The organism is Terribacillus sp. AE2B 122 (assembly GCF_902497585.1).
In the GTDB taxonomy this organism is placed as follows: domain Bacteria; phylum Bacillota; class Bacilli; order Bacillales; family Amphibacillaceae; genus Terribacillus; species Terribacillus saccharophilus_A.
Genome location: NZ_LR700942.1, coordinates 561,047 through 583,029 on the forward strand (window position 1 = coordinate 561,047; position 21,983 = coordinate 583,029).

Genomic DNA, 21,983 nt, shown 5'->3' on the forward strand with positions numbered 1-21,983 from the left:
TTTGTTGTATATATTGTTATTGCTGATCTTCTGTTTCAGGTTGATCGGCTCCAGAATCAGCATCTCCGCCGGTATCAGCTCCCTGATCACCTTCAGCAGGTTCTTCTTCTGTATTGCCTGAATCCTCGCCTTGACCAGAGTTTTCATCATTACCATTGCCGTTGCCGTTGTTATTCTCATTACCGTTACCATTGCCATTGTTCTGGTCACTGTTTTCATCGGCATTCTGGTCTTGGTTCTGTTCATCATTCTGATCCGGGTTCTGCTCGTCCTCATTTTGCTGCTCTTCATTGTTTTGATCTTGTTGATCCTCAGCATTTTCATCAGGATTTTCTTCTTCTTCTGCATTCTCTTCTTCACCAGGGACGGTGACAGAAGTTGATTTCGCCTCACTAGTCTCGCCATCAACTGATGCTGTAACTGCAATGTTGTAGGTTTGTCCAGCTTCGGCGTTCTCAATTACTGCTGAAGTATCAGACGTGGACGTAGAGCCGCTTGGATCAGCATTTACACTGAAGCTTGCATCGCCATCGTAGTTCCAGCTGATATTGATACTGTTGCTTGCTTCATCATAGCTTGCAGAAAGTCCGGTTACCGGATCGATTTCTTCCTCTTCATATCTTTCTGACGTAGTTCCAGGAAGATTGCCCTTTAGGAATAATTCCGTCAGGATCTCAGAAGAGGGGGTGCCAGCACTTGGTGAGGCAGCAGGGCGAGAGCCTTTTTCGACTTTCGCCTCCACTACGTCACTAGGTTTCTTAAAACTTTCTGTATCCTTGCCTTGATGTACTTCTGTCATGATTTGTTTGAACAAGTATTTGGCTACATTTGTACCAGCACTGCCGCCTGAAATTATAGTATCATCCGGAGTACCAGTCCAAATGGATAGTGTGTAGTTTGTTGTCAAGCCATTCATCCACGAGTCAGGACTTCCTTCTTGACCATCTTTGTTAGTTGTACCCGTTTTTCCTGCAATATCTAAACCAGATACGTTTGCCATTGTTCCTGTTCCTTCTGTCATAACAGAACGCATCATATCAGTAACCATGTAAGCAGTAGATTCACTCATTGCTGCTTCAGATTCTGGCTTCATGTCCAACGTACTACCGTCGCTGAATTCGATTTTCGTGATAGTGTACGGCTCTGTATAAATACCTTCATTACCAAATGCTGCATATGCACCGGCAAGATCGATTGGGCGAAATTCTGATGCCCCCCCGATGCTATCTGAATAATTAATGGTATCATTCTTAAATTCCAATCCTAGGCCATTGGCAAATTCTTTCGCTTTTTCAGGACCGACAGCCTGGAAAGTCTTAATGGCTGGAATATTATAAGATTTTGCTAATGCAGTTCTAGCACTCTGCCAACCATGGAATTGATTATCATAGTTACCTGGTTCCCAATTCTGAGCTTCTTCTACAGTAATTGGTTCATCATTGATTTGTTCGTAAGTAGATGTATACACACCATTTTCAAAAGCAGGGGCATAATCAATTATTGGCTTCATGCTTGATCCTGGCTGATTCGATCCTTGAATCGCGTAATTGAAACCACCAAGCTCATTATTTTTATTTCCGCCAATTGCACGGATAGCACTGCTTTTCGTATCGAGTAGCGTAATTCCAGCTTGAAGGTTTTCATCTACCCATGAAATACCGCTGTCTTCGCTTAGTGCACTTTCTACAGTCTCCTGTGCATCCGGATCTAAAGTTGTATAGATCTTCATGCCATCCAGGTTAAGGTCTGTATCCTCAAAGCGCTCACTAAGCTCTTTTTGTACTTGATCCAGGAAAGCACCGTACTTATTAGATTGCGGTTGCTTTTCGGCAAGTAAATCTTCGACTTTCGTCTTTTTCGCTTCATCAGCTTCTGCCTGGGTAATCTTCTCGTGCTGTACCATCAAGTCAAGCACGGTGTTCATACGTTCCTGTGCCAAGTCAGGGTTTACAAATGGATTATAAGCAGTAGGGCGCTGCGGCAGACCAGCTAGTAGGGCTGTTTCCGGCAACGTAAGATCATTCAGATCATCTTTACCGAAATACGTCTCTGCAGCTGTAGCAACTCCGTAAGCGTATTGACCGTAAAATACTTTATTCAAATACATTTCTAGGATTTCTTCCTTGGAATATTGACGGTCAAGCTGGAAGGCAAGCCACCATTCCTGCATTTTACGTTTTACTGTCTTTTCTGGAGATAGGAAGGAGCGTTTGATGACCTGCTGGTCGATCGTACTACCACCTTCTGCACCGAATCCATTTTTAAAGTTGGAGACCAGCGCGCCACCAGTACGGATGATATCGATTCCGTTATGTTCAAAGAATCGGGAATCCTCAGTTGCTGTTACTGCATCAACTAGCTGCTGCGGCAGATCGTCATAATTCACTTTTCGTCTGCTTTCCGAGCCTAATTCCGCAAATTCATCTCCATTCATGTCGTAGACGATATTGGAAGCTGGGTCGGATAGTTTCTCTTCATCCAGCTTAGGCGCTGTAGCTGCGTAATAACCAAATACGGCACCGCCCGCAACAACACATAGGACACCTATTAAAACAATCGTAAGTAAAATTTTCTTCCAAATAGGTCTTTTCTTCTTTTTCTGTTTTCTTCTTGATGCACGAGATTGGCCCTTTTCTGCCATTACTCCTCTTCCTCCGTTCTAAAATGAAGCTCATCGATAATGTGCAAGTAATCGACCTTTGCCTGATACTTCATTGGAATAAGAAATCCTTCCTCACAAATCACTTCATAGGGAATAGATTTTCTGCCTCCATCATATTGACGTTTCCACCACGGAAAAAGTTTCTCTGCTTCGAAAAAAAATGTTTGATTGTGTGCAGAGAAACGCATAATGACGAAGCAGATAGCCCCATGACTGCATACATGCTCCATATGAGCGATCTGATGCTCGTGGAAATTGGAGAGAGGGAAGCTGGTCTTGTTTTTAGTGACCTTCGCTTCAAAATCTACATATTTTCCGCGATATACGCCATTATAATCCGTAGTGGATGCTTGTTTGAAATATGCTTCCTTAATGACCGCTGCACTTCGTTTTGGATAGTCGACCTGGACAATCTGCACTGGGGTAGGTTTTTTATGGATGATAGCTTTTTGTTGAGCGAGGTAATACTCGTTTGTCTCATTGATATCTTCCTCTAAAGTCATCCCCCTGTTGCCGAAATCGATAGGCTGTGAGAGCCTCGATGCAACGGTTTGTCTGATGATCTTTTTCCCGTTAGGATATTGCACGGTTTCTCCCCCCACTATAGGAATGATCATACCATAATCCTTAGAATACTTCACTTTGTGCATGTAACTCAACTGAAAAAAGGGGCAATTCGATGACATTTACTGACATAGCGCAGTTGCTTGCTTCCATCGAAGAGAAAACAGCCGCTGCAAACTTAGATAATATCCGAAGAACGATGGCTTATCAAGCTTTTTATGAAAGGAATCCAGAGATCAAGTGGGCATTCCTAGCATCAATGGTTTCCAGAAACGCTGGCTGGAATATGACAGATCTACAATTGGATATGTTTCAGAACTTGTTATCAGCACGTATAAGAAAACAGCTTTTCTCTCTTTATGAACGTGCCAATTGGCTTATCTTCTCTGATGCATATCCGCAGCTGCTCTTATATGAAGCTCATAAAAAAGGACAAATTGATATGGTTGAACATCTGCGCCATTTTCGTGTTTCTGTCTTTATGGAAGAAACGTGGCAGCTTTACTTAAAAGAGGGTGACATGCAGCAGCTGCTTTGTTGTCTTATTATCAACGAACAGCATGTCATCGGTTCACCTGTCATTGTCCAGCCTTTTTATAAAAAGCATATCTTCAGCCGGTGGCCATACCAGCTACAGGATTTATTCCGTCTGAATGCCATATTTTTCCCGACATTGGATGGAAGATTATATGGACTGTATGCTCACCATTTTACAAGTGTGGATGAACGGATACAGGTGGGGATTAAGTTGAGTCAGCTCCTTTTTGATGAGCAGCTTCATACCGCTTTTCTGCAATTTGCCAAAGTTGCTCCTTATACGGGGTCTCGTGATGACTATGAATGTTTTGGCCGGTTTAGAACTACCGGCAGTTGTCCGCTGCGGACTTGTTATCCAGTCATTTCACACGAAGATAATATTCGAACGGATTGGTACAGATATGGGGGCATTAAACAAAGTTGGCTCATCTCTGCAAAAAAAAAGCGTTATCGACCAACTGGATCCGTCTTTTATTGGAAAAGGCGGTTGATGAAAGTAGCCGCATTAATCAAGAAAAAAAGCAAAGCGGTCAATTGATCGCTTTGCTTTTTCAAACTTATATGGAAGGACGATTTGGTCCATCAAGCTTTTTGTCATACCCGTCACCTGCAGTGCGAGCTGTCGGCCGTTTCTGGTCATTTGATGTCTTTCTATCCTGCTTTTTCATCATTCACCCTCCTTTATAGATAGGATGAGCGAAACAGCTCTGAATCATGCGAATGTGCCCGTATTTTTTGTTGTTTTGTCAGCTGTGCAGGAGAAGTCTTTTCTTAACAGAAACAGTAAGGAAAAAGGGGGCATACGGATGAACAAGCAAAATGGTGTAACCAAAGAAGAATTGCAGCTGGCTTTGTTCCAGCTTGCTGGCGCATATCGGAAATTGGACCAAAGACTCACCGTACAGGCAAACCGTTCCAGGACGACACTAAAACAACCTTTGATTGAACGCGTGCTCCGAGCAGAGTCCCAGCTAGATAAAAAGCATGATAAATGGAACCATGAGCATGGTAAATTAGCCTGACTGCTTGTATAATAGAACAACACGATAAGCAGAGAAGGGGTTATATTGACGACATTACAGATATATAATAAGCAGCTATCCGACTTGATGGCACAACTGAAAGAACGCTTCCTTAATCATGAGCCGCCAAGCGAAAAGCATGATAAAGCATTTTTCGAGATGGTGAAGAAGGAAACAGAACCTATGTATCAGCTTCTTCAGGAATGGCATCAGGCTGCAGCGGACTTTGTCCAGCAGCGCGAGATTAGTGTGCATCCGCAGCAAGTTCAGTCTACAGAAGAAAATGTCCACTTAGTCATCCTGCATAGCTACTACATAGACATCCGGCCCGAACGATATATGGATTATCATCAATCGATCGGCTACGTCATTCAGTTGCTTGATGAAGATATGGACCGATTAGAAGGACACGACGGAGAGGAAGAAAACAATGACGAAAGAAGAATTGATTAATCTAGCTAAAGAAGCAAGAGAACGGGCATATATACCTTATTCTAAATTTGGAGTAGGTGCAGCAGTCCTAACCAAGGCAGGAAATGTTTATCAAGGCTGCAATATTGAAAATGCTGCTTATCCTGTGACATGCTGTGCGGAACGAACTGCAATTTTCCAAGCTGTTGCAAATGGCGAAAGAGATTTTTCTGAGATCGCTGTTGTAGCGAATACAGAACGTCCAGTTCCTCCATGTGGATCATGCCGGCAAGTAATGGCTGAATTCTTCCCTAAGGATGCTGTCATCCATATTTCGAACATGAATGGCGTTTCGAAGACAGTTACTATGGAAGAGCTGCTTCCGTTTTCTTTCCAGCCAGAAGATCTCTTTTCTGACGAAAAAGCTGCCCAGTAAAAATTAAATGTAATCTAAAGACCTAAAGTGTTTTTACACTTTAGGTCTTTTTTAATTTATCGTTCGATAGGTTTCTCCATTAGGCGAACAGGGTATAGAGAACTATTCAGAATGGAGGTCTGACCGTTGACTAAGAAAAAAGTAGCAATCATCGGTGCTGGTCCTGGGGGTCTAACAGCAGGGATGCTGCTTGCAGCCAAAGGATACAAAGTAGAAATATATGAAAAAAATGATGTAATCGGCGGCAGGACTTCACGTTTGAAGCATGGTGAGTTCCAATTCGATCTTGGTGCAACTTTCTTTATGATGCCCAAGCTTCTAGAGGAGCTTTTCGAGGAAGCTGGCCGCAACCTTAACGATTATGTTCAGCTGCATCGGCTGGATCCATTATATACGCTCCGGTTTGGGGACGTCACATTTACACCGCGAGTTGATAGACAAGATATGCTGGATGAAATAGAACGGGTCTTTCCGGGCGAAAGCCAAGGTTTTATTCAGTTCATGGAAAAAGAGGGAGAGAAGTTCGACCGAGTGGAAAAGCTTCTACGCCGACCTTTCGTACATAGACGCACTTATTTGAGCAAGGATGTACTGTATGCCCTGCCGAAGCTCGATATGTTCCAGACAGTATACAGTAAGCTTTCTTCCTATTTTAGTGATGAACGGTTGAAATATGCCTTTACTTTCCAAGCAAAATACTTAGGAATGTCTCCTTGGAAGTGTCCGGGGACGTTCACGATACTTTCGTATCTTGAACATAAGTTCGGTCTGTATCATCCGATTGGAGGCGTCAACCGAATTTGCGAAGCGATGCGACAGGTGATTGAGGAATACGGAGGCGTGGTTCATACTGGGAAACCAGTAGCGCAAGTCCTAACGGAAGGCAAGCAAGCCACAGGTCTTCGTCTGGAAGATGGACATGAAGTTCAAGCTGATGAAGTTATTATCAATGCTGATTACAGCTACAGTGTCCAGCATTTGTTCGAGGATAAATGGAAAAAGAAATTCCACAAGAAAATTGAAAACAAGAAATATTCCTGCTCCACCTTTATGCTTTATTTAGGTTTGAAGCAAGAAGTTGATCTTCCTCATCATATGGTTGTCTTTGCGAATGACTACAAAAAGAATGTCGAGGAGATGACAGAGCAGCTCGTGCTTTCAGAGGATCCTTCCGTTTACATTCATTATCCGACTAAACTCGATCCAACAACAGCACCTGCTGGAAAGTCTACAGCATATTTGCTGATGCCTGTTCCAAATACAGAGGCTGACATTGATTGGGAAGAAGCGAGTCCTCGTATGCGTCAGAAAATGCTTGATATTCTTGCACGTGAAACAGGTATAGAGAATATCGAGTCTCTGATTGAAACAGAACATTGTATCACACCGTCAGATTGGGAAGCGATGAACATTCAGCACGGGGCAGTATTTAATCTGGCACATTCACTAGATCAGATGATGTACAACCGACCACATAACCAGGTGAAAGAACTTTCCCATTGTTATCTTGTCGGAGGAGGAACGCATCCAGGCAGCGGACTGCCGACTATTTTTCAGTCGGCGAAGATCAGTGCCGATTTAGTCGAGAAAAACAGTGGAGCTAAAACTACTCAATCGATAAAACCATCTCAAGAGAAGGTGACAATGTGAAGACGGCTATAATCGGTGCAGGTGTTGGCGGGCTTACAACTGCATTGCTTCTTGAAAGACAAGGACATCAAGTTACAGTCTTTGAACAGCAAGCGAATCCGGGAGGGCGTATGCAATACGAAACAGACGGCGACTTTCGCATTGACCAAGGCCCGACAATCGTCCTCCTGCCCGATATGATTCGCAATGTATTGGATGCATGTGCTATTCCGCAGAATGAACTTGAGCTAATAAAGTGTGATCCGCTTTACAGAATTCATTATGCAGATGATACTGCTTATACAAAATACTCTGATCCAGCAAAACAGAAAGAAGAATTGCTGACAAAGTTTCCAAATCAAGCAGCGCAATATGATCAATTCATGCACGATATGGAAAACGTATACCGGGTTGGAGTGAGTCAGTTTTTGGAGCAAGGTTTTTCTAACAGGTTTCGCTTCTTTACGTCAAGCAATCTGCGCTTCCTTTATAAATCAAAAGCTTACCGTGACGTTCATAGCTTCATAAGTGATTATTTTAATGAACCGAAGCTACAGGATGCATATGCGTTGCAATCTCTGTATATAGGAGGATCTCCTTATACGACACCTGCTATTTATGGTCTGATTTCTTATAGTGAGCATGCGCACGGTATCTGGTATGTCAAAGGCGGCTATGCTGGATTGATTGACACGTTGGTTTCGTATTGTGAAGAACGCGGAGTCACACTTCAATACAACGCAAAAGTTGATAAGATTCAGCAAAAAAGGAAAAGGGTGAGCGGAATAGAGGTAGACGGAGCTTTCCAGCCTTTTAATAATGTAGTGTACAACGGTGATTTTCCTGCCATTCATTCCTTACTTGACGATAAAAAAGCAAAAAAGAAAAAGCAGCCTTCGGCCTCCAGTGGCTGTCTGCTCATCTATGCAGGAACCAATCGGAGATGGGAAGAGCTGCAAACGCATCAATTTGTTCTTCCTGAACAGTTCCAGCAAAATATGGAGGCTATTTTTGAATCTCGAACTATTCCAGAAGATCCTTCATTCTATGTATTCAATCCTAATTCAATAGATGCAACTTGTGCGCCTGCGGGAAAGTCGGCTTTATATTTTCTTGTTCCTGTTCCATCTGGTGACCATATTAACTGGGACCAGCAGAAAGATCTGCTCGTTGAACGCGTACTCCATAAAGCAGAGAAGACACTGCTGCCAGGATTATTGGACTCGATCGAATGGCTGAAGTTGAGGACACCGGCGGATGCGAGTCAGGCTGGATTGTACCAAGGGGGAAGCTTTGGGATCGCTCCCAACCTGCTGCAATCTGGAGGTTTTCGCCCACAGAACAAGCCATTTGGCTTTGAAGGACTTTATGCTGTCGGCGCTTCTGTCCACCCCGGTGGAGGTGTACCGATCGTCATGCAAGGTGCAAAGAATTTAAGTGATCTAATTATGAGTGAGGTGGGAGACTATGCTCAAGAAACCGTACGCAAAAGCGTGTGAAAAGGCGATGAAGCAGCATTCTGCGAGCTTTTATCAGGCTTTTCGCGAGCTTCCTTCACCGCGTAAGGAAGCTGTGTTCGTTATTTATACATTCTGTCGGATGATTGATGACAGCATGGATGAACCTGAAAATAGCGTTTATACCCTAGACGAGCTGGAGTGGAACTTTCAACATCTCAGTAAAGCTGAAGGGCATTTTATCTGGCCTTCCCTACGCTGGCTATTCGACACTTTTCCGAATCTGGAACCAGCGCCGTTCTTCACTCAGATTAAAGGTCAGCGGATGGATGAGATGCATACTCATTATAAGACATTTGAACAGTTGGAAGACTACTGCTACCATGTAGCCGGATCTGTCGGCGAAATGCTGCTGCCGGTATTGCACGATTATCCTTCGGAAAAAATTGTACAAGCAGGAATCAAGCTTGGAAAGGCGATGCAAATCGTCAATATCTTAAGGGATATCGGGGAAGACTTGGAGCGGGGCCGACGATATATACCGCTATCCATTTTGTCGGCATACGACTATACAGAAGAAGCATTTTATGCGCAGGAATTATCCATATCGTTTCGCCAAGTAATTGACGACCTGATAAATACAGCTAACAATTGGTTTGAAGAAGGACTGGAAGGTCTGAATACCTATCCTGAATCGAGCGCATTCGCTATCACTTTGGCTAGCAGCTATTATGCAGCAATTATGGATGTAATCAAAGAGAATGACTATGATGTGTTCCATAAGCGTGCTTATGTATCGCAGTCCCGTAAATTAGCACTCTACCAAACAGCTAAAAAGGCTAGGAAAAGGGAATCAATTACATGATGTACCGTATCTTTTCTATTTGGTTAGTTATTGGGCTTGTACTTCTTTTATTCTGGGAACTTCCGGAATGGCTGTATTTCGCCAATAGTATCTTTATGATTCTTTATACGTCAGCGGTACTGGTAGAAAGTAAAACCTATTTTTTCAGTAAACCGAAAATGAGTAAAATGTTCACCGTTCTGTTTATTATTGCAGCTACTACACTGTTGATTGAGGCACTAAGCGTTTATACTGGATATCCTTTTGGTGAATACGAATACACGACGATGCTCGGCTATCATGTGTTAGGAGTACCTTTTACAATCGCCATTGCTTGGGTTGGTTTTATTATTAACAGCACTATGATCAGCACACAGCAAAATAAGTGGCTTCGGGCTTTAGAGACAGGCGTATGGGTCGTATTTATCGATTTCATACTCGATCCTGTCGCATTAGCTTGGGATTTCTGGAAATGGGATAACGGTGGCTTTTATTATGGTATTCCGGCAACGAATTTTATTACATGGTTCTTCCTCGCTGCGATTCTGTCATTTTTGCTTCCGTTACAAAAAGGTGCAAAGCCGACAGTCCAGTCTTATCGTTTGTTGGAATTGATGTTCCTGTTTTTCGGTCTGCTGGCTCTGAAAAAAGGATTCATCCTTGTTGCTTGTCTAGCCATTCTGTTCATTCTTTTTACAGAAGGGAGGAGAGTACTTGATTCAAGCAGAAAAAAAGCACTGGTTCATTAAACTTTTCGCCGCTTACCAACGATATTATTTGCTTCCCCGTAACTTTGAGCGGGTTGAAGCTACCGGACACGTCCATGTACCAGAAAAACCAGCAATATATATTGCAAATCACAGCTCCTGGTGGGATGGTCTGTTAATTTTTCAAGCCACTGAAAAGCATTTAGAGGGTAATCATTTTATGCTTATGGCCCAAGAAGGACTGGAAACGTATCGTTTCTTTCGCAAGCTCGGTGCTTTCTCAATTGATAAATCAAGAATTCGCGATGTTGTCGCTTCCCTTCAGTATGCGCGACAGCTGCTGGAAGCGGGCAGCTACGTTTGGATCTTTCCGCAGGGACAGATTTTGCATCAAGATCAGAGACCATATTTTTTTGAGACGGGAATAGGGTATTTGCTGCATCAGATGCCGGTCCCAGTTGTTCCGGTTACTTTGCATTATCATTTTGGAGAAGAAAAGAAACCTATTGCTTCAATACACTTCGGTGAACCAATTCAAGAGGACTGGGAAAAAATGACGAGGTCCAGTGTGAGTTTGTATTTATCGAAACTGCTGGAGGAACAAGCAGACGAGCATAAACAGACGATCATCGGCGGGCAGCATATAGAGCCCCAGGAACAGATCAGCTAGGGAGGGAGAAGCATTTATGCTTGTACTGTTACTTGTCATTCATTCCCTACTTATTTTTCAGCTGATCTGGGTGCTCTACAACAGTACAGCTTTTCCGAAAAGTTCATTAAGAGCGAATACACCGATAAAGCCACTGTGTATATTGATACCAGCACGTAATGAAGCAGATAATATTGAACGCTTACTTGAAAGCCTGATTCCACAACAGGACTACATAAAAGAAATCCTTGTATTGGATGATCAATCCACAGATGGAACATCTGCTGTTGTACGTCAATTCCAGTACAAGCTTTCAAACTTAAAACTTTATCAAGGCAAGGACCTGCCTTCAGGCTGGACTGGGAAAAACTTTGCTTGTCAGCAATTAGGGGAACATGCGGAAGGGGAATGGCTGTTGTTCCTAGATGCGGATGTAACAGTGGAAAAAAACGGACTTGCGCTACTTCAGCCGTTTCTTGACAGGAATTATCGGATGATATCCGCGTTTCCGAGGCAGCGTGTTCATACCTTTCTTGAACGCATGCTTGTTCCGTTCATGATTTTCCTCGTTATTTGCCACTTACCAATCCGACAAGTAACAAAAACTCAAGACCCTAAATTTACAGCAGCTCACGGCGCATTTATCTGTATCCACAAGGAAAGTTATCAAAACGCAGGCAGTCATGCAGCGATCAAATCAGCCATAGTGGATGATATGGAACTGATGCGTCTTATGAAGCGGTCTCAGTTTGCAGTCGCGTTGCTTCGCGGAGAGAAGTTCGCCAGTATGCGGATGTACGAAACGAACCGTTCTGTATGGCTAGGATTCCGTAAAAATATCTTCACGGGGACGGGAAGCAATATATTCCTTACTTTATTTATTTGTTTGTTATATGCACTAGTGTATGTGCTGCCGACGGTTTGCATATTTTTTGGATTGATAATTGGAGACATGCAGATTGTGCTCGCGGCTGTTACAGCTTATCTAATAGGAGCAGTCATTAAGGTTTTCATTGATTCCCAGGCGAAGACAAGCTGGTATACGTCCTTTCTCTTTCCTATTGGATGCAGCTGCTTTATTTTGCTTGCTCTGGATGCAATACGGATTCATAAGAAAAGAGAGGGATATGAATGGAAAGGCAGGAGATATTACGAATGAAACGAGCTGTTATTATAGGTGGCGGGTTAGGGGGTTTAACGACCAGTATTTACCTTGCCCACGCTGGCTGGGATGTTAAAATACTTGAGAAGAACAAAACACTTGGCGGCAAGCTCCAACAGGTTAATAAAGGTGGCTTTCACTTTGATCTGGGACCCAGCACCATCACACTAAAGCATATCTTTGAACAAGTATTTCATGATACGGGGCGAGACAGCAGAAATTATTTATCTTTCTATCCAATTTCCCCAATCGGAAAGAATTTTTTTCCGGATGGGAACGTCGTCGAACTGACACCAGATGTTGAGAGGATGCAGGAGCAGCTAGCCGCCTACAGCAAAGCTGATGCAAAAGCTTATCCTGCTTTCCTTGCTGAAAGCAGAAGGCTGTTTCAGATTTCAGAAAAGGCATTTCTTCATAAACCTCTCTTTCTATGGGAGGAAAAGCTGCAGCCTGAACTTTTGCGTAATTTTGCCAAGATTCGTCCGATGCAATCATTTCAAGCTTTATTAAAACAGTACTTTCGACATCCAAATACATTACGCCTTTTCGGCAGGTACGCCACATATGTTGGGTCTTCTCCATTTCAGGCGCCATCCATTTTTGCAATGCTTGCATTTTTGGAAGCAGGGGAAGGAGTTTATGGCATTAAAGGTGGCACGTATAAACTTGTGGAAGCATTTGAAAAGCTTGCTGTGGAATTAGGGGTTACCGTCGAGAAAGAAACAGATGTGACCAGTATAGAGACAAGTAAAGGGGCTGTAACAGGGGTTACGACTACCAAAGGTGACTATGCTTGTGATACGCTTATCGGAAACGGAGATGCCCTCAGTATGTACAGCGGACTGCTGGATAAGTCTGATCGACCGCATTTTTCTGATCATAAAATAAAGAAAGTAGAGCCTTCTTTGTCTGGCTTTACAATGCTTTTGGGTGTAAAAAAGCGCTACGCACAATTAGCTCACCATAATGTTTTCTTCCCTTCCGATTATCAAGCAGAATTCACATCGATTTTTAGGAAAAAACTTTATATTAAGGAGCCGACACTTTATATTTGTTTTTCTGGAGCAAGTGAACCGGACCTTGCACCTGCAAGCATGAGCAATTTATTCGTTCTTGCAAACGCACCGTATCTTACTGGTATGAACCAGTTGCAGGATAAAAAACGGTACAAAGAACAGCTTATACAGCAGCTTGAAGATAAAGGGCTTACTGCTCTATCGGAATCAATTATCATAGAAGAACTTCAGACTCCAGCTGATTTAGCCGTACGCACTCGTGCTTTTCGGGGAGCTATCTATGGAATGAGTTCCAATAATCTTCAGCAAGCCTTTTTCCGAATACCAAATAAAGATACACATATCAAAGGTCTTTGGTTTGCGGGTGGTTCGACTCACCCCGGCGGTGGTACACCAATGGTCACATTAAGCGGAAAACTGACAGCGCAAGCAATAATACAGGGATAGGTTTAGAGCCAGGGGGAAACAGGATGACAGACAGATCCATACATAACCGTAAGGATGAACATATACATATTACGTTGAATGAACAAGTACAAGGAAAAGGTATCTCAACTGGCTTCGAATCATACCGATTCGAGCATCAGGCTCTTCCTGAAATCAGCTTCGATTCAATTGATACTAGTGCCACATTTCTTCATAAACAAGTGAAAGTACCTTTTCTGATCAGCAGTATGACAGGCGGTACGCCCCGTGCCCATGAAATTAACCGGAACTTAGCGAGTGCTGCCGAGGAAAAAGGCTGGGCACTCGGGCTTGGATCTAGTCGAGTGGCGCTGGAAAATAAGGCGGCTGCTGCAAGTTTTCAGCTTCGGGAAGAAGCGCCGACAATTCCTATTTTCGCAAATATCGGTGCTGTCCAGCTGAATTATGGTTATGGACCTGAAGAATGCAGTCAAATCGTTCGTCTGACAGGCGCAGATGCCATTGTGTTGCATCTTAATAGCATGCAGGAAATTTTCCAAGATGAGGGAGATACTAATTTCAGCGGACTTTTGTCTAAAATTGCGAAAGTAGCAGATACATTGTCTGTGCCTGTCGGAGTCAAGGAAGTGGGCTTTGGGATTGCTCCTGACACATGCAGTCAGCTAATTGGAGCAGGCGTACAATTCATCGATACAGCAGGTGCTGGAGGTACTTCTTGGATAGAAGTAGAGAAATATCGTTCTCAGAATACTATAAAACAAAGAGCCGCGTCAGCATTTCTTGATTGGGGCCTTCCGACTGCTAAATGCGTTGAAAGGCTGAGCGGAATGCCAATACCTCCTGACTGTCTGATTGCCAGCGGAGGAATAACAAATGGCGTTGATGCAGCTAAAGCGATAGCTTTAGGAGCTGACATGGCAGGTTACGGACGTTCCATTTTGCCGGAAGCTGTGGATTCGAAAGAAGCATTGCTCCAACGATTCGAGCAGCTGGAGCTTGAACTGCGGATTAGCATGTTCGGAATTGGAGCTCAAAACTTGGAAGCATTAAAAAATACGGACAGGTTAATCAGTCAAAACGCCTGAAATATAGGTGATTGTCATAGTACATGTTCTTTCGCCCTTTCATATGTTATAGAGAATCCAATACAGAAAGGGGAAAGAACATGCGTAAAAGACATTGCTGTCCTCCTCCGCGCCCAGTCCATTGTGGTCCAGTGCACTGCGGAACGAAGACGATAGTCGATCCTGTTATCAACAATGTAGAACACACTTACTCTGAAGAGGTAATTGAGCATATACACCCAGTTCATACAACAGTGGTGAACCATCATAAGGTGAAGAATGTCCACGCGTATCCGCATACGACTTCTTTTGCTAATGAACAATCGATGGAGCAGACACATCTTAGCCCGACTCACAACAGCCCGCCGAGACCGAATCCTTGCAAGGACTGCGGTCCGATGCCGATGGCTATGCCTATGCAGGCTCCGGCACCTATGCCAATGCCGCAGCAGGTAAGCCCGCAAATGTACCAGCCAATGCCTGAGCAGCCAAAACCGCAAATGGCACCAAAACCTAAACCAACGCAGAAAAAGTGGTACTAATAGTCCTATTAGAGCTGGCGTCAGCCAGCTCTTTTATGTTTAGATAGAAACAGTGAAAAGAAGAGGAGCGCATGTCCCAAATGAAGAATTTATACGTTACTGGATACAAGCACTACGAAATGGGAATCTTTAAAATGAGTGATCCTCGTGTGCATTATATCAAGCAAACAATACGGGACAAGCTGCTCGGTCTGATTGAAGCTGGATTGGAATGGGTGCTCCTGTCAGGACAGACTGGTGTAGAGTTGTGGACAGCCCAGGTTGTACTTGATTTAAAGGAAGAGGAATATGATATCCAGCTTGCTGTCATCCCGCCTTTTGATAATCAGGACGCGCGCTGGTCCGAAGATCTTCAGGAAGAGTACCAAGAAGTGATCATGCTTGCTGATTTTTACCAGCCGATTTATGAAGGTGACTATAAGGCGCCTTACCAATTCAAGGCACGTGATAAATGGATGCTGTCTAAAACAGAGGCTGCTCTTGTCATGTTTGACGAAAACCAGACAGGCAGTGTCGATTTTTTCCTAAAAGAAGCACGCAGCTATCAAGAAGCGCATGATTATGGGCTCTACTATATAACTGCGCTGGATTTGCAGGACACACTTGAGCGGGAACAGATGAACGATCCTAATTATTGGGACCAGACATGAGAAGAAAATTGACAATCACGGATGATTTTGAAAGAATGGACTTATATACAATTGTATAAATGAGGTGACTTGTGTATGGCTTTGGCAAACATCCAACTGACACAAAAAGATATCTTTGAAAAGAATTTTAAAACAGGTATGCGTGGTTATAATCAAGATGAAGTCGATGAGTATTTGGATAAGATCATTCAGGATTATGAAACATTCCAAAAAGAAATCGATCGGCTGAAAAGTGAGAATGAACGTCTTAGACAACAGCAGTCCTCGAACGACACGACCAGATCATCCAGATCTGCACAGCAGTCGAAAGAACAAGCTCCACAGCCAGCTGCTCCTGTGCGAGAGCGAGAGACACAGATGAATCACCAAGTGAATTATGACATCCTTAAACGTCTGTCCAATTTGGAAAAGGCCGTTTTCGGGAAAAAATTCGCAGAGAATGATGTTTGATGCTGGGCGGTCTTGACTATTGACGTCGAACCGCGTACAATAGGTTAGCAACTTAAAAATGAATGTTTGAGTAATCGCTGCAGTGATGCAGAGGAAAGTCCATGCTCACACAGGCTGAGATGCTTGTAGTGTTCGTGCTTGGCGAATTCATAAGCCAAGGTAGCAGTAATGCTAACGGCAGGCAGAAAGCCTAAGTCTTCGGATATGGCTGACATGTCTTGAAAGTGCCACAGTGACGTAGTCAGCTTGGAAACTTGCTGAGTGGAACGAGGTAAACCCCACGAGTGAGCAACCCAAATGTTGGTAGGGGCACCCTTGATTATGGGAATTCAACCTAAAAAGGGACAAGCGATGAGCTTGTAGATAGATGATTACTGCCGTTGTACGAGGCTGACCACCGCTCGCAGTGCATCGGTACAGAACATGGCTTACAGAACATTCATTTGGTCCACTGTATACAACAAACAGCCCTTTCTAACTGGTTTCAGCTAGAGAGGGCTTTTTAATACATAAAAGCGAGGTTTTACATGATGAAAAGGCAAGTGACCCTAATTGCCACTGCTGCGATGGGATTGGAATCAGTTGTTGCACGTGAAGTGAAGCAGCTGGGCTATGAAGATGTACAAGTAGATAATGGCAGAGTAGTATTCCAAGCGGATCCGTCCGCTATTGTACGCTGCAACCTCTGGCTGCGGACAGCCGATCGTATTAAAGTGCTGGTAGGAGAATTCAAGGCGACTACTTTTGATGAGCTCTTTGAACAGACAAAGGCATTGCCATGGGAAACGTACATACAGGAAAACGGAGAATTCCCAGTGATTGGAAAAAGTATCAAATCGACGCTTTATAGTGTCCCTGACTGTCAGCGTATTGTAAAAAAGGCGGTAGTAGAAAGACTGAAACAGAAGCATGGCATTGCTTCTTGGTTGGATGAGTCAGGTCCAAGACACCGGATTGAAGTGGCTATCTTGAAGGATACGGTCAGTTTGACATTGGACACAAGCGGTACAGGGTTGCATAAACGCGGCTATCGCGTCGGGCAAGGAGAAGCACCGATTAAAGAAACACTTGCAGCTGCGATGGTACTTTTGACGAATTGGCGTCCGGAATTTCCACTTCATGATCCATTCTGCGGTAGCGGAACGATTGCCATCGAAGCCGCACTAATCGGTCAGAACATTGCTCCTGGATTTAACCGCGAATTTGATGCCGAAAACTGGCATTGGATAAAATCCGACCTATGGGAAAAGGCGCTGGAAGAAGCAGAGGATTTAGCTAATTATGATCAAGAACTCTATATTTCCGGTTCGGATATCGACCATAAAATGGTGGAAATTGCGAAGGCAAATAGTATTGAAGCGGGTCTTGGCGAATTGGTCAACTGGAGACAAATGCAGGTGGCGGATTGGAATCCGAAGCAGGATAATGGCTATATGATAACGAATCCGCCATATGGGGAAAGATTGGGAGATCGCCCTGAGGTGGAAAAGGCCTATAAAGAGCTAGGTTCCATCATGAAGGATAACCCTTCTTGGAGCGGTTATATCTTAACATCTCACGAAGGCTTTGAAACATTCTATGGCAAGCAGGCAACTAAGAAACGCAAGCTTTTCAACGGTTTTATCAAAACCGATTATTATCAGTATTTCGGTAAACATATCTGAAAAAGGGAGCGGATAGTATGTCAGATGCAACACAGCAATATTGGGACTTGATCAAGGAACAAAAAGCTTATGAAGAAGCAATTGCCCTCATGCATTGGGACTTGCGGACGAAAGCGCCGAAATCCGGTATGGAATATCGGGCTGAAGCGATTAGCTACTTATCACAGCAGTCGCATCGTCTATCCACATCTGACAAACTGAAAGAACTGATTGATGAACTTAAGCCCATCGCCGAGGACGACATTCTAATCAAATCACTAGCTGAGAGTGAAAAAGAATACAATCGCAACAAGAAAATTCCTGAAGCAGAGTTTAAAGCATATATCATGCTTCAATCCAAAGCCGAATCCGTTTGGGGAGAAGCAAGGGAGAAAGGGGATTTCAGTTTGCTCCAGCCATATTTGGAGGAGCTGGTCACTTATAAGAAGAAATTCGCTTCCTATTGGAATGCTGAACAGCATGCTTATGATGTTCTGTTGGATATGTATGAGCCTGGCGTGACGATGGAGACACTGGACGAAGTGTTCCCAGCATTACGCAAATCTCTTACAAATCTACTTGAGCAAATCAAACAATCGAATGTGAAACCAGACACTAGTGTGCTCCAGACACATTTTTCTAAAGAACAGCAAAAAGCTTTCACGATATCTGTCCTGAAGAAAATGGGATATGACTTTGAAGCGGGAAGACTGGACGATACAATTCACCCGTTTGAAATCACACTAAACCCGAAGGATGTCCGAATTACAACTCGTTACGATGAAGAAGATTTTCGTATGGCTGTCTTCGGTACAATTCACGAAGGCGGACATGCGCTGTATGAACAGAACATAGCAGAAGCATTAGCGGCAACACCTTTAGCAAGCGGAACGAGCATGGGAATCCATGAATCTCAGTCTCTGTTTTGGGAAAACTTTGTCGCACGAAGCGAAGCATTCTGGAAGGGCCATTTTGAGGAATTCAAAACCTATGCTCCATCAGCACTGCAAGAAATTGATTTTAACACCTTCTATCAGGCGGTGAATGAAGTAAAAGCATCATTCATCCGAATCGAGGCTGACGAATTGACATACGCATTGCACATTATGATTCGCTATGAACTGGAGAAGGCATTATTCAAAGACGAAATTGCTGTAAAGGATCTGCCGGAAATCTGGAATAGTAAAATGGAAGAATACCTTGGTATTGTGCCTGAAAACGATGCCCAAGGTGTGCTGCAGGATATCCACTGGTCAGGTGGGGACTTCGGCTATTTCCCATCGTATGCACTAGGTTATATGTATGCAGCACAGTTCCATGCCAAAATGCAGGATTCTTTGGATACAGATAATCTGATAGAAAAAGGCGACTTTGCCCCGATCAAGCAATGGTTGACAGATCAAATCCATCAATATGGAAAAGCTAAAAAACCGTTGGAATTGCTGCAGGATGTTACAGGTGAAGGATTGAATGCTGATTATCTTGTAAGTTATCTAACTGAGAAATACAGCAAAATCTATCAATTATAAAAAACGATGCAGACTAGTCTGCATCGTTTTTCTTTAGCTTAGAGCTGTTGCCATATCCGGTACTTGAAGTCCAGCATCTTTATAGATTCCTTCCAAGTCAGACTGGAAAGTATCGAATTGTTTCTGAGCTGCATCTAAGTTTGGTTCTGTTTGAGAAGCATCGATTGCTTTGCTCACTTCTTCAAAGTATGCTTTAAAGGACTCAAGTGAAGCAGTGAAAGCTTCTTTCTCTTCATCTGGAAGATTACTTTCCAGTTTGTAATCAGCAAGCTTTGCTGCACCTTCATCTGCTGCTTTCTTAGCAGCCTCAGCGGAAGTTTTGATAACATCCTCAGTTGAAGCTTCATCAGCTAGAGCAGCCTGATAATCTGCAATTGGTGCATAATTAGGACTGAAATCCGCAGTGAAATCCATTTGCGTATTGATCAGTTCCTTTTTGACATCAGTCGTTTCTGTTTTTTCCGAACCGCTGTCAGATTTACTTTCTTCAGCATTTGAACAACCTGTTGCAAAGATGGCTACGATAGCCGTTAACGCAAGCAAATACATAAGCTTTTTCACGCTAACATCCCCTTTCTAATTGGCTTTTTTAGTTTAATGCTAACTTTTTGAATTGTAAATACTTAGGAGAAATGTTGCGCAAGTTAGAAAAATATAATAAATCCGATAAAACAGAATTATCATTAAATCATTGAAACCGCAAACAAGAATGCTATAATAAAAGTCGGATTCTGATAAAGGGGTTTTGCAAGTTGACGAAACATAGCTTGGCCTATTTTCTGGACGATTTATGGGCAAAAGGATTCAAACTGACAGACGAAGACGTACAATTCATCTATTTTGGTAAAAATTATGCCAATGCTCCTGATTGGAAGGTTATTTTTGCTGTACAAGTGACGTTGAGATTCCAGCATGCCTTTGATGGCAGCTTCTATCTTAGTGTGCTTGATTTAATAGGGGAAGATAAGATACATACAAAAAAACAAGCAGAAGATCTGCTTGCTAGAAAAGGGTTCCAACTTCAATATCATTGATTCTGCCGAATCGCTTCCCGAGCAAGCTGATCAGCTGCTTTGTTTTGTTTTTCCGGTATCCATTTAATGAAGAAATAAGGAAACTGCCTGCTAATCTGCATGATTTGTTCTAATAGTGGCTGGAATTCCTTGTTCTTCGTATGTTCCTTATCAATTGCTTGTACTGCCGCTTGGGAATCAGAACGTAAGGAAATGATAGCGTCGGGGTAATCGCTCTGACAGATTTCCAGTGCTTTGATGATGGCCCAAAACTCGGCTTGATGATTTGTCATCATTCCGAGCGGTACACTGTAAGTATGACGTGTACTATCATTTATAATTACGATACCTGCACCGCTTTGCCCAGGATTACCACTAGTGGCACCATCCGTATATACCTCGATCAATATCTATTCCCCCTAATCGTTGATTTGCCTGTACATCCGTTTTGCGCCGTAAAGGAACGGTGTCGAAATGATACTAACCACGAATTTCAACAAATACGTCGAGATGAAGATCTCAATCCATACTGACCATTCATATGTCCCTGCGAAGGCGATTGTACAGAAAACGAGCGTATCCAGCAGCTGACTGAGCATCGTGCTGCCATTGTTTCGCACCCAAAGAAACTTATCATCTGGTAGCATTCTTTTAACGAGGGCATATAGCCAGACATCCACATATTGACTGATACCGTATGCAATTAAGCTTCCAAGTGCGACTCGCGGCAGGAATCCAAATATTGTATTGAGGGATGAATGCGCAATGTCGCTTGGCGCCGGGTCGAACACAAGAACAATCTGCATGATGATTGTCATGATAATCAGGGTAGAGAAGCCAAGACCAACTGCTTTTCTTGCGATTTTCTTACCATAATTCTCATTTAGTATATCTGAGGCCAAGAAGATGGTTCCATATATGATATTTCCCATTGTCGCTGTCAAACCGAACAGCTCGATTGTCTTCGTCACCTGGATATTCGCCAATACTGTAGCCATACCAACCCACACGAACAACCCCAGACGTCCGAACAGCCGATACATGATTAACAGCAGGACAAAATTTATAATCGAAAAGACAATCCAAAGTAAATCGTTATTCAATGCTGCTCCTCCTAGTGAAAAAATATTAGACAATGGAAGAGTATACGCGCTTTTCCAAACGGATGCAACTTAAGGAAAGATATGTATACAGAAAAGCGGCAACCCAGTGGATTGCCGCTTAGAGTTATATTATAGTTTTTCTACGTTAGCTGCTTGAGGTCCTCTTTCGCCTTCGATTACTTCAAAGGATACTTCCTGACCTTCTTCAAGATTCTTGAAGCCTTCTTCCTGGATGGCGGAGTAATGTACAAACACATCGTTACCGTCCTCTACTTGAATGAATCCGTAACCTTTTTCAGCGTTGAACCACTTTACAATTCCGTTTGGCATATTCCTTATCCTCCTAAAAGACGTTTCACAGAAAACGCATGTAGTAATGCAAAAAGACGTGCATGAATTATAAAAGGCAGTCTGCTAGAAGGGCGGAATTACTTAGCTCTTCTAGCAAGCTGCCAATGTGTTTATTC

The 21,983-nt window shown here is 43.2% G+C and carries 24 protein-coding genes and 1 other RNA gene; 19 read left to right on the top strand and 6 right to left on the bottom strand.

Annotated features, from left to right (window positions below):
* Nucleotides 1–16 precede the first annotated feature (16 nt).
* Together AE2B122_RS02945 and recU are read right to left on the bottom strand one after the other, a co-directional pair.
* Nucleotides 17–2,641 carry a transglycosylase domain-containing protein gene (locus AE2B122_RS02945; RefSeq protein WP_175073033.1) on the bottom strand — a complete coding sequence of 875 codons (2,625 nt, stop codon included), beginning with the start codon at nt 2,639–2,641 and terminating at the stop codon, nt 17–19.
* Entirely contained in the window at nt 2,641–3,249 is a 609-nt protein-coding gene (gene recU, locus AE2B122_RS02950) for a Holliday junction resolvase RecU (protein ID WP_371809490.1), read from the bottom strand. The genes AE2B122_RS02945 and recU overlap by 1 nt, the downstream gene beginning before the upstream one ends.
* Nucleotides 3,250–3,341: 92 nt before the next feature.
* Here recU and AE2B122_RS02955 point away from each other — a divergent pair, with 92 nt between their 5' ends.
* From AE2B122_RS02955 to AE2B122_RS03040, 18 genes are all read left to right on the top strand, one after another.
* Entirely contained in the window at nt 3,342–4,301 is a 960-nt protein-coding gene (locus AE2B122_RS02955) for a DUF2515 family protein (RefSeq protein WP_175073035.1), read from the top strand.
* Between the two features lie 268 nt (nt 4,302–4,569).
* A complete protein-coding gene (locus AE2B122_RS02960) occupies nt 4,570–4,785 on the top strand; it encodes a hypothetical protein (protein ID WP_038560843.1) in 216 nt (71 codons plus the stop codon).
* Between the two features lie 45 nt (nt 4,786–4,830).
* A complete protein-coding gene (locus AE2B122_RS02965) occupies nt 4,831–5,238 on the top strand; it encodes a DUF1798 family protein (protein ID WP_254593398.1) in 408 nt (135 codons plus the stop codon).
* On the top strand, nt 5,216–5,632 hold the full coding sequence (locus AE2B122_RS02970) for a cytidine deaminase (protein WP_175073036.1): 417 nt from the start codon (nt 5,216–5,218) through the stop codon (nt 5,630–5,632). The genes AE2B122_RS02965 and AE2B122_RS02970 overlap by 23 nt, the downstream gene beginning before the upstream one ends.
* 126 nt (nt 5,633–5,758) lie before the next feature.
* Nucleotides 5,759–7,282, top strand: coding sequence for an NAD(P)/FAD-dependent oxidoreductase (locus AE2B122_RS02975; protein ID WP_175073037.1), 1,524 nt, complete (start codon nt 5,759–5,761; stop codon nt 7,280–7,282).
* Entirely contained in the window at nt 7,279–8,760 is a 1,482-nt protein-coding gene (locus AE2B122_RS02980; protein ID WP_175073038.1) for an NAD(P)/FAD-dependent oxidoreductase, read from the top strand. The genes AE2B122_RS02975 and AE2B122_RS02980 overlap by 4 nt, the downstream gene beginning before the upstream one ends.
* Nucleotides 8,729–9,583, top strand: a complete 855-nt coding sequence (locus AE2B122_RS02985; RefSeq protein ID WP_175073039.1) for a phytoene/squalene synthase family protein — start codon at nt 8,729–8,731, stop codon at nt 9,581–9,583. The genes AE2B122_RS02980 and AE2B122_RS02985 overlap by 32 nt, the downstream gene beginning before the upstream one ends.
* On the top strand, nt 9,580–10,311 hold the full coding sequence (locus AE2B122_RS02990) for a carotenoid biosynthesis protein (protein ID WP_175073040.1): 732 nt from the start codon (nt 9,580–9,582) through the stop codon (nt 10,309–10,311). Before AE2B122_RS02985 ends, AE2B122_RS02990 begins: the two co-directional genes overlap by 4 nt.
* Entirely contained in the window at nt 10,277–10,939 is a 663-nt protein-coding gene (locus AE2B122_RS02995; protein ID WP_175073041.1) for a lysophospholipid acyltransferase family protein, read from the top strand. The genes AE2B122_RS02990 and AE2B122_RS02995 overlap by 35 nt, the downstream gene beginning before the upstream one ends.
* Before the next feature lie 16 nt (nt 10,940–10,955).
* Nucleotides 10,956–12,077, top strand: coding sequence for a glycosyltransferase family 2 protein (locus AE2B122_RS03000; protein ID WP_175073042.1), 1,122 nt, complete (start codon nt 10,956–10,958; stop codon nt 12,075–12,077).
* On the top strand, nt 12,074–13,543 hold the full coding sequence (locus AE2B122_RS03005; RefSeq protein ID WP_175073043.1) for an NAD(P)/FAD-dependent oxidoreductase: 1,470 nt from the start codon (nt 12,074–12,076) through the stop codon (nt 13,541–13,543). The genes AE2B122_RS03000 and AE2B122_RS03005 overlap by 4 nt, the downstream gene beginning before the upstream one ends.
* 23 nt (nt 13,544–13,566) lie before the next feature.
* Nucleotides 13,567–14,607 carry a type 2 isopentenyl-diphosphate Delta-isomerase gene (gene fni / locus AE2B122_RS03010; protein ID WP_175073044.1) on the top strand — a complete coding sequence of 347 codons (1,041 nt, stop codon included), beginning with the start codon at nt 13,567–13,569 and terminating at the stop codon, nt 14,605–14,607.
* Between the two features lie 80 nt (nt 14,608–14,687).
* Nucleotides 14,688–15,128 (top strand): CotD family spore coat protein, encoded by a 441-nt coding sequence (locus AE2B122_RS03015; RefSeq protein ID WP_175073045.1) that lies wholly within the window; start codon nt 14,688–14,690, stop codon nt 15,126–15,128.
* A gap of 80 nt (nt 15,129–15,208) precedes the next feature.
* Nucleotides 15,209–15,778: an SLOG family protein gene (locus AE2B122_RS03020; RefSeq protein ID WP_095268818.1), complete on the top strand. Its 570-nt coding sequence runs from the start codon at nt 15,209–15,211 to the stop codon at nt 15,776–15,778.
* A 75-nt stretch (nt 15,779–15,853) separates the two neighbouring features.
* Complete coding sequence (gene gpsB, locus AE2B122_RS03025) at nt 15,854–16,228, top strand: cell division regulator GpsB (protein WP_175073046.1); 375 nt, start codon at nt 15,854–15,856, stop codon at nt 16,226–16,228.
* 62 nt (nt 16,229–16,290) lie between these two features.
* An RNA gene (gene rnpB, locus AE2B122_RS03030) (RNase P RNA component class B) lies at nt 16,291–16,664 on the top strand.
* 94 nt (nt 16,665–16,758) lie between these two features.
* Nucleotides 16,759–17,892: a class I SAM-dependent RNA methyltransferase gene (locus AE2B122_RS03035; RefSeq protein WP_175073286.1), complete on the top strand. Its 1,134-nt coding sequence runs from the start codon at nt 16,759–16,761 to the stop codon at nt 17,890–17,892.
* Nucleotides 17,893–17,909: 17 nt separating this feature from the next.
* A complete protein-coding gene (locus AE2B122_RS03040; protein WP_175073047.1) occupies nt 17,910–19,400 on the top strand; it encodes a carboxypeptidase M32 in 1,491 nt (496 codons plus the stop codon).
* Nucleotides 19,401–19,433: 33 nt separating this feature from the next.
* Here the strand turns inward: AE2B122_RS03040 and AE2B122_RS03045 are convergent, their stop codons facing one another.
* On the bottom strand, nt 19,434–19,961 hold the full coding sequence (locus AE2B122_RS03045; protein ID WP_175073048.1) for a hypothetical protein: 528 nt from the start codon (nt 19,959–19,961) through the stop codon (nt 19,434–19,436).
* A 191-nt stretch (nt 19,962–20,152) separates the two neighbouring features.
* Between AE2B122_RS03045 and AE2B122_RS03050 the strand changes: the two genes are divergently transcribed.
* A complete protein-coding gene (locus tag AE2B122_RS03050) occupies nt 20,153–20,434 on the top strand; it encodes a DUF6123 family protein (protein ID WP_095217875.1) in 282 nt (93 codons plus the stop codon).
* On the opposite strand, the gene AE2B122_RS03055 is transcribed toward AE2B122_RS03050, so the two are convergent.
* The 3 genes from AE2B122_RS03055 to AE2B122_RS03065 all read right to left on the bottom strand — a co-directional run bounded on the left by AE2B122_RS03055 (nt 20,428) and on the right by AE2B122_RS03065 (nt 21,846).
* Nucleotides 20,428–20,820, bottom strand: coding sequence for a ribonuclease HI family protein (locus tag AE2B122_RS03055; protein WP_095268821.1), 393 nt, complete (start codon nt 20,818–20,820; stop codon nt 20,428–20,430). The two genes, AE2B122_RS03050 and AE2B122_RS03055, sit on opposite strands and share 7 nt — an antisense overlap.
* Before the next feature lie 12 nt (nt 20,821–20,832).
* Complete coding sequence (locus tag AE2B122_RS03060; protein ID WP_175073049.1) at nt 20,833–21,516, bottom strand: queuosine precursor transporter; 684 nt, start codon at nt 21,514–21,516, stop codon at nt 20,833–20,835.
* A gap of 129 nt (nt 21,517–21,645) precedes the next feature.
* On the bottom strand, nt 21,646–21,846 hold the full coding sequence (locus AE2B122_RS03065; protein ID WP_095217872.1) for a cold-shock protein: 201 nt from the start codon (nt 21,844–21,846) through the stop codon (nt 21,646–21,648).
* Between the last annotated feature and the right edge of the window lie 137 nt (nt 21,847–21,983).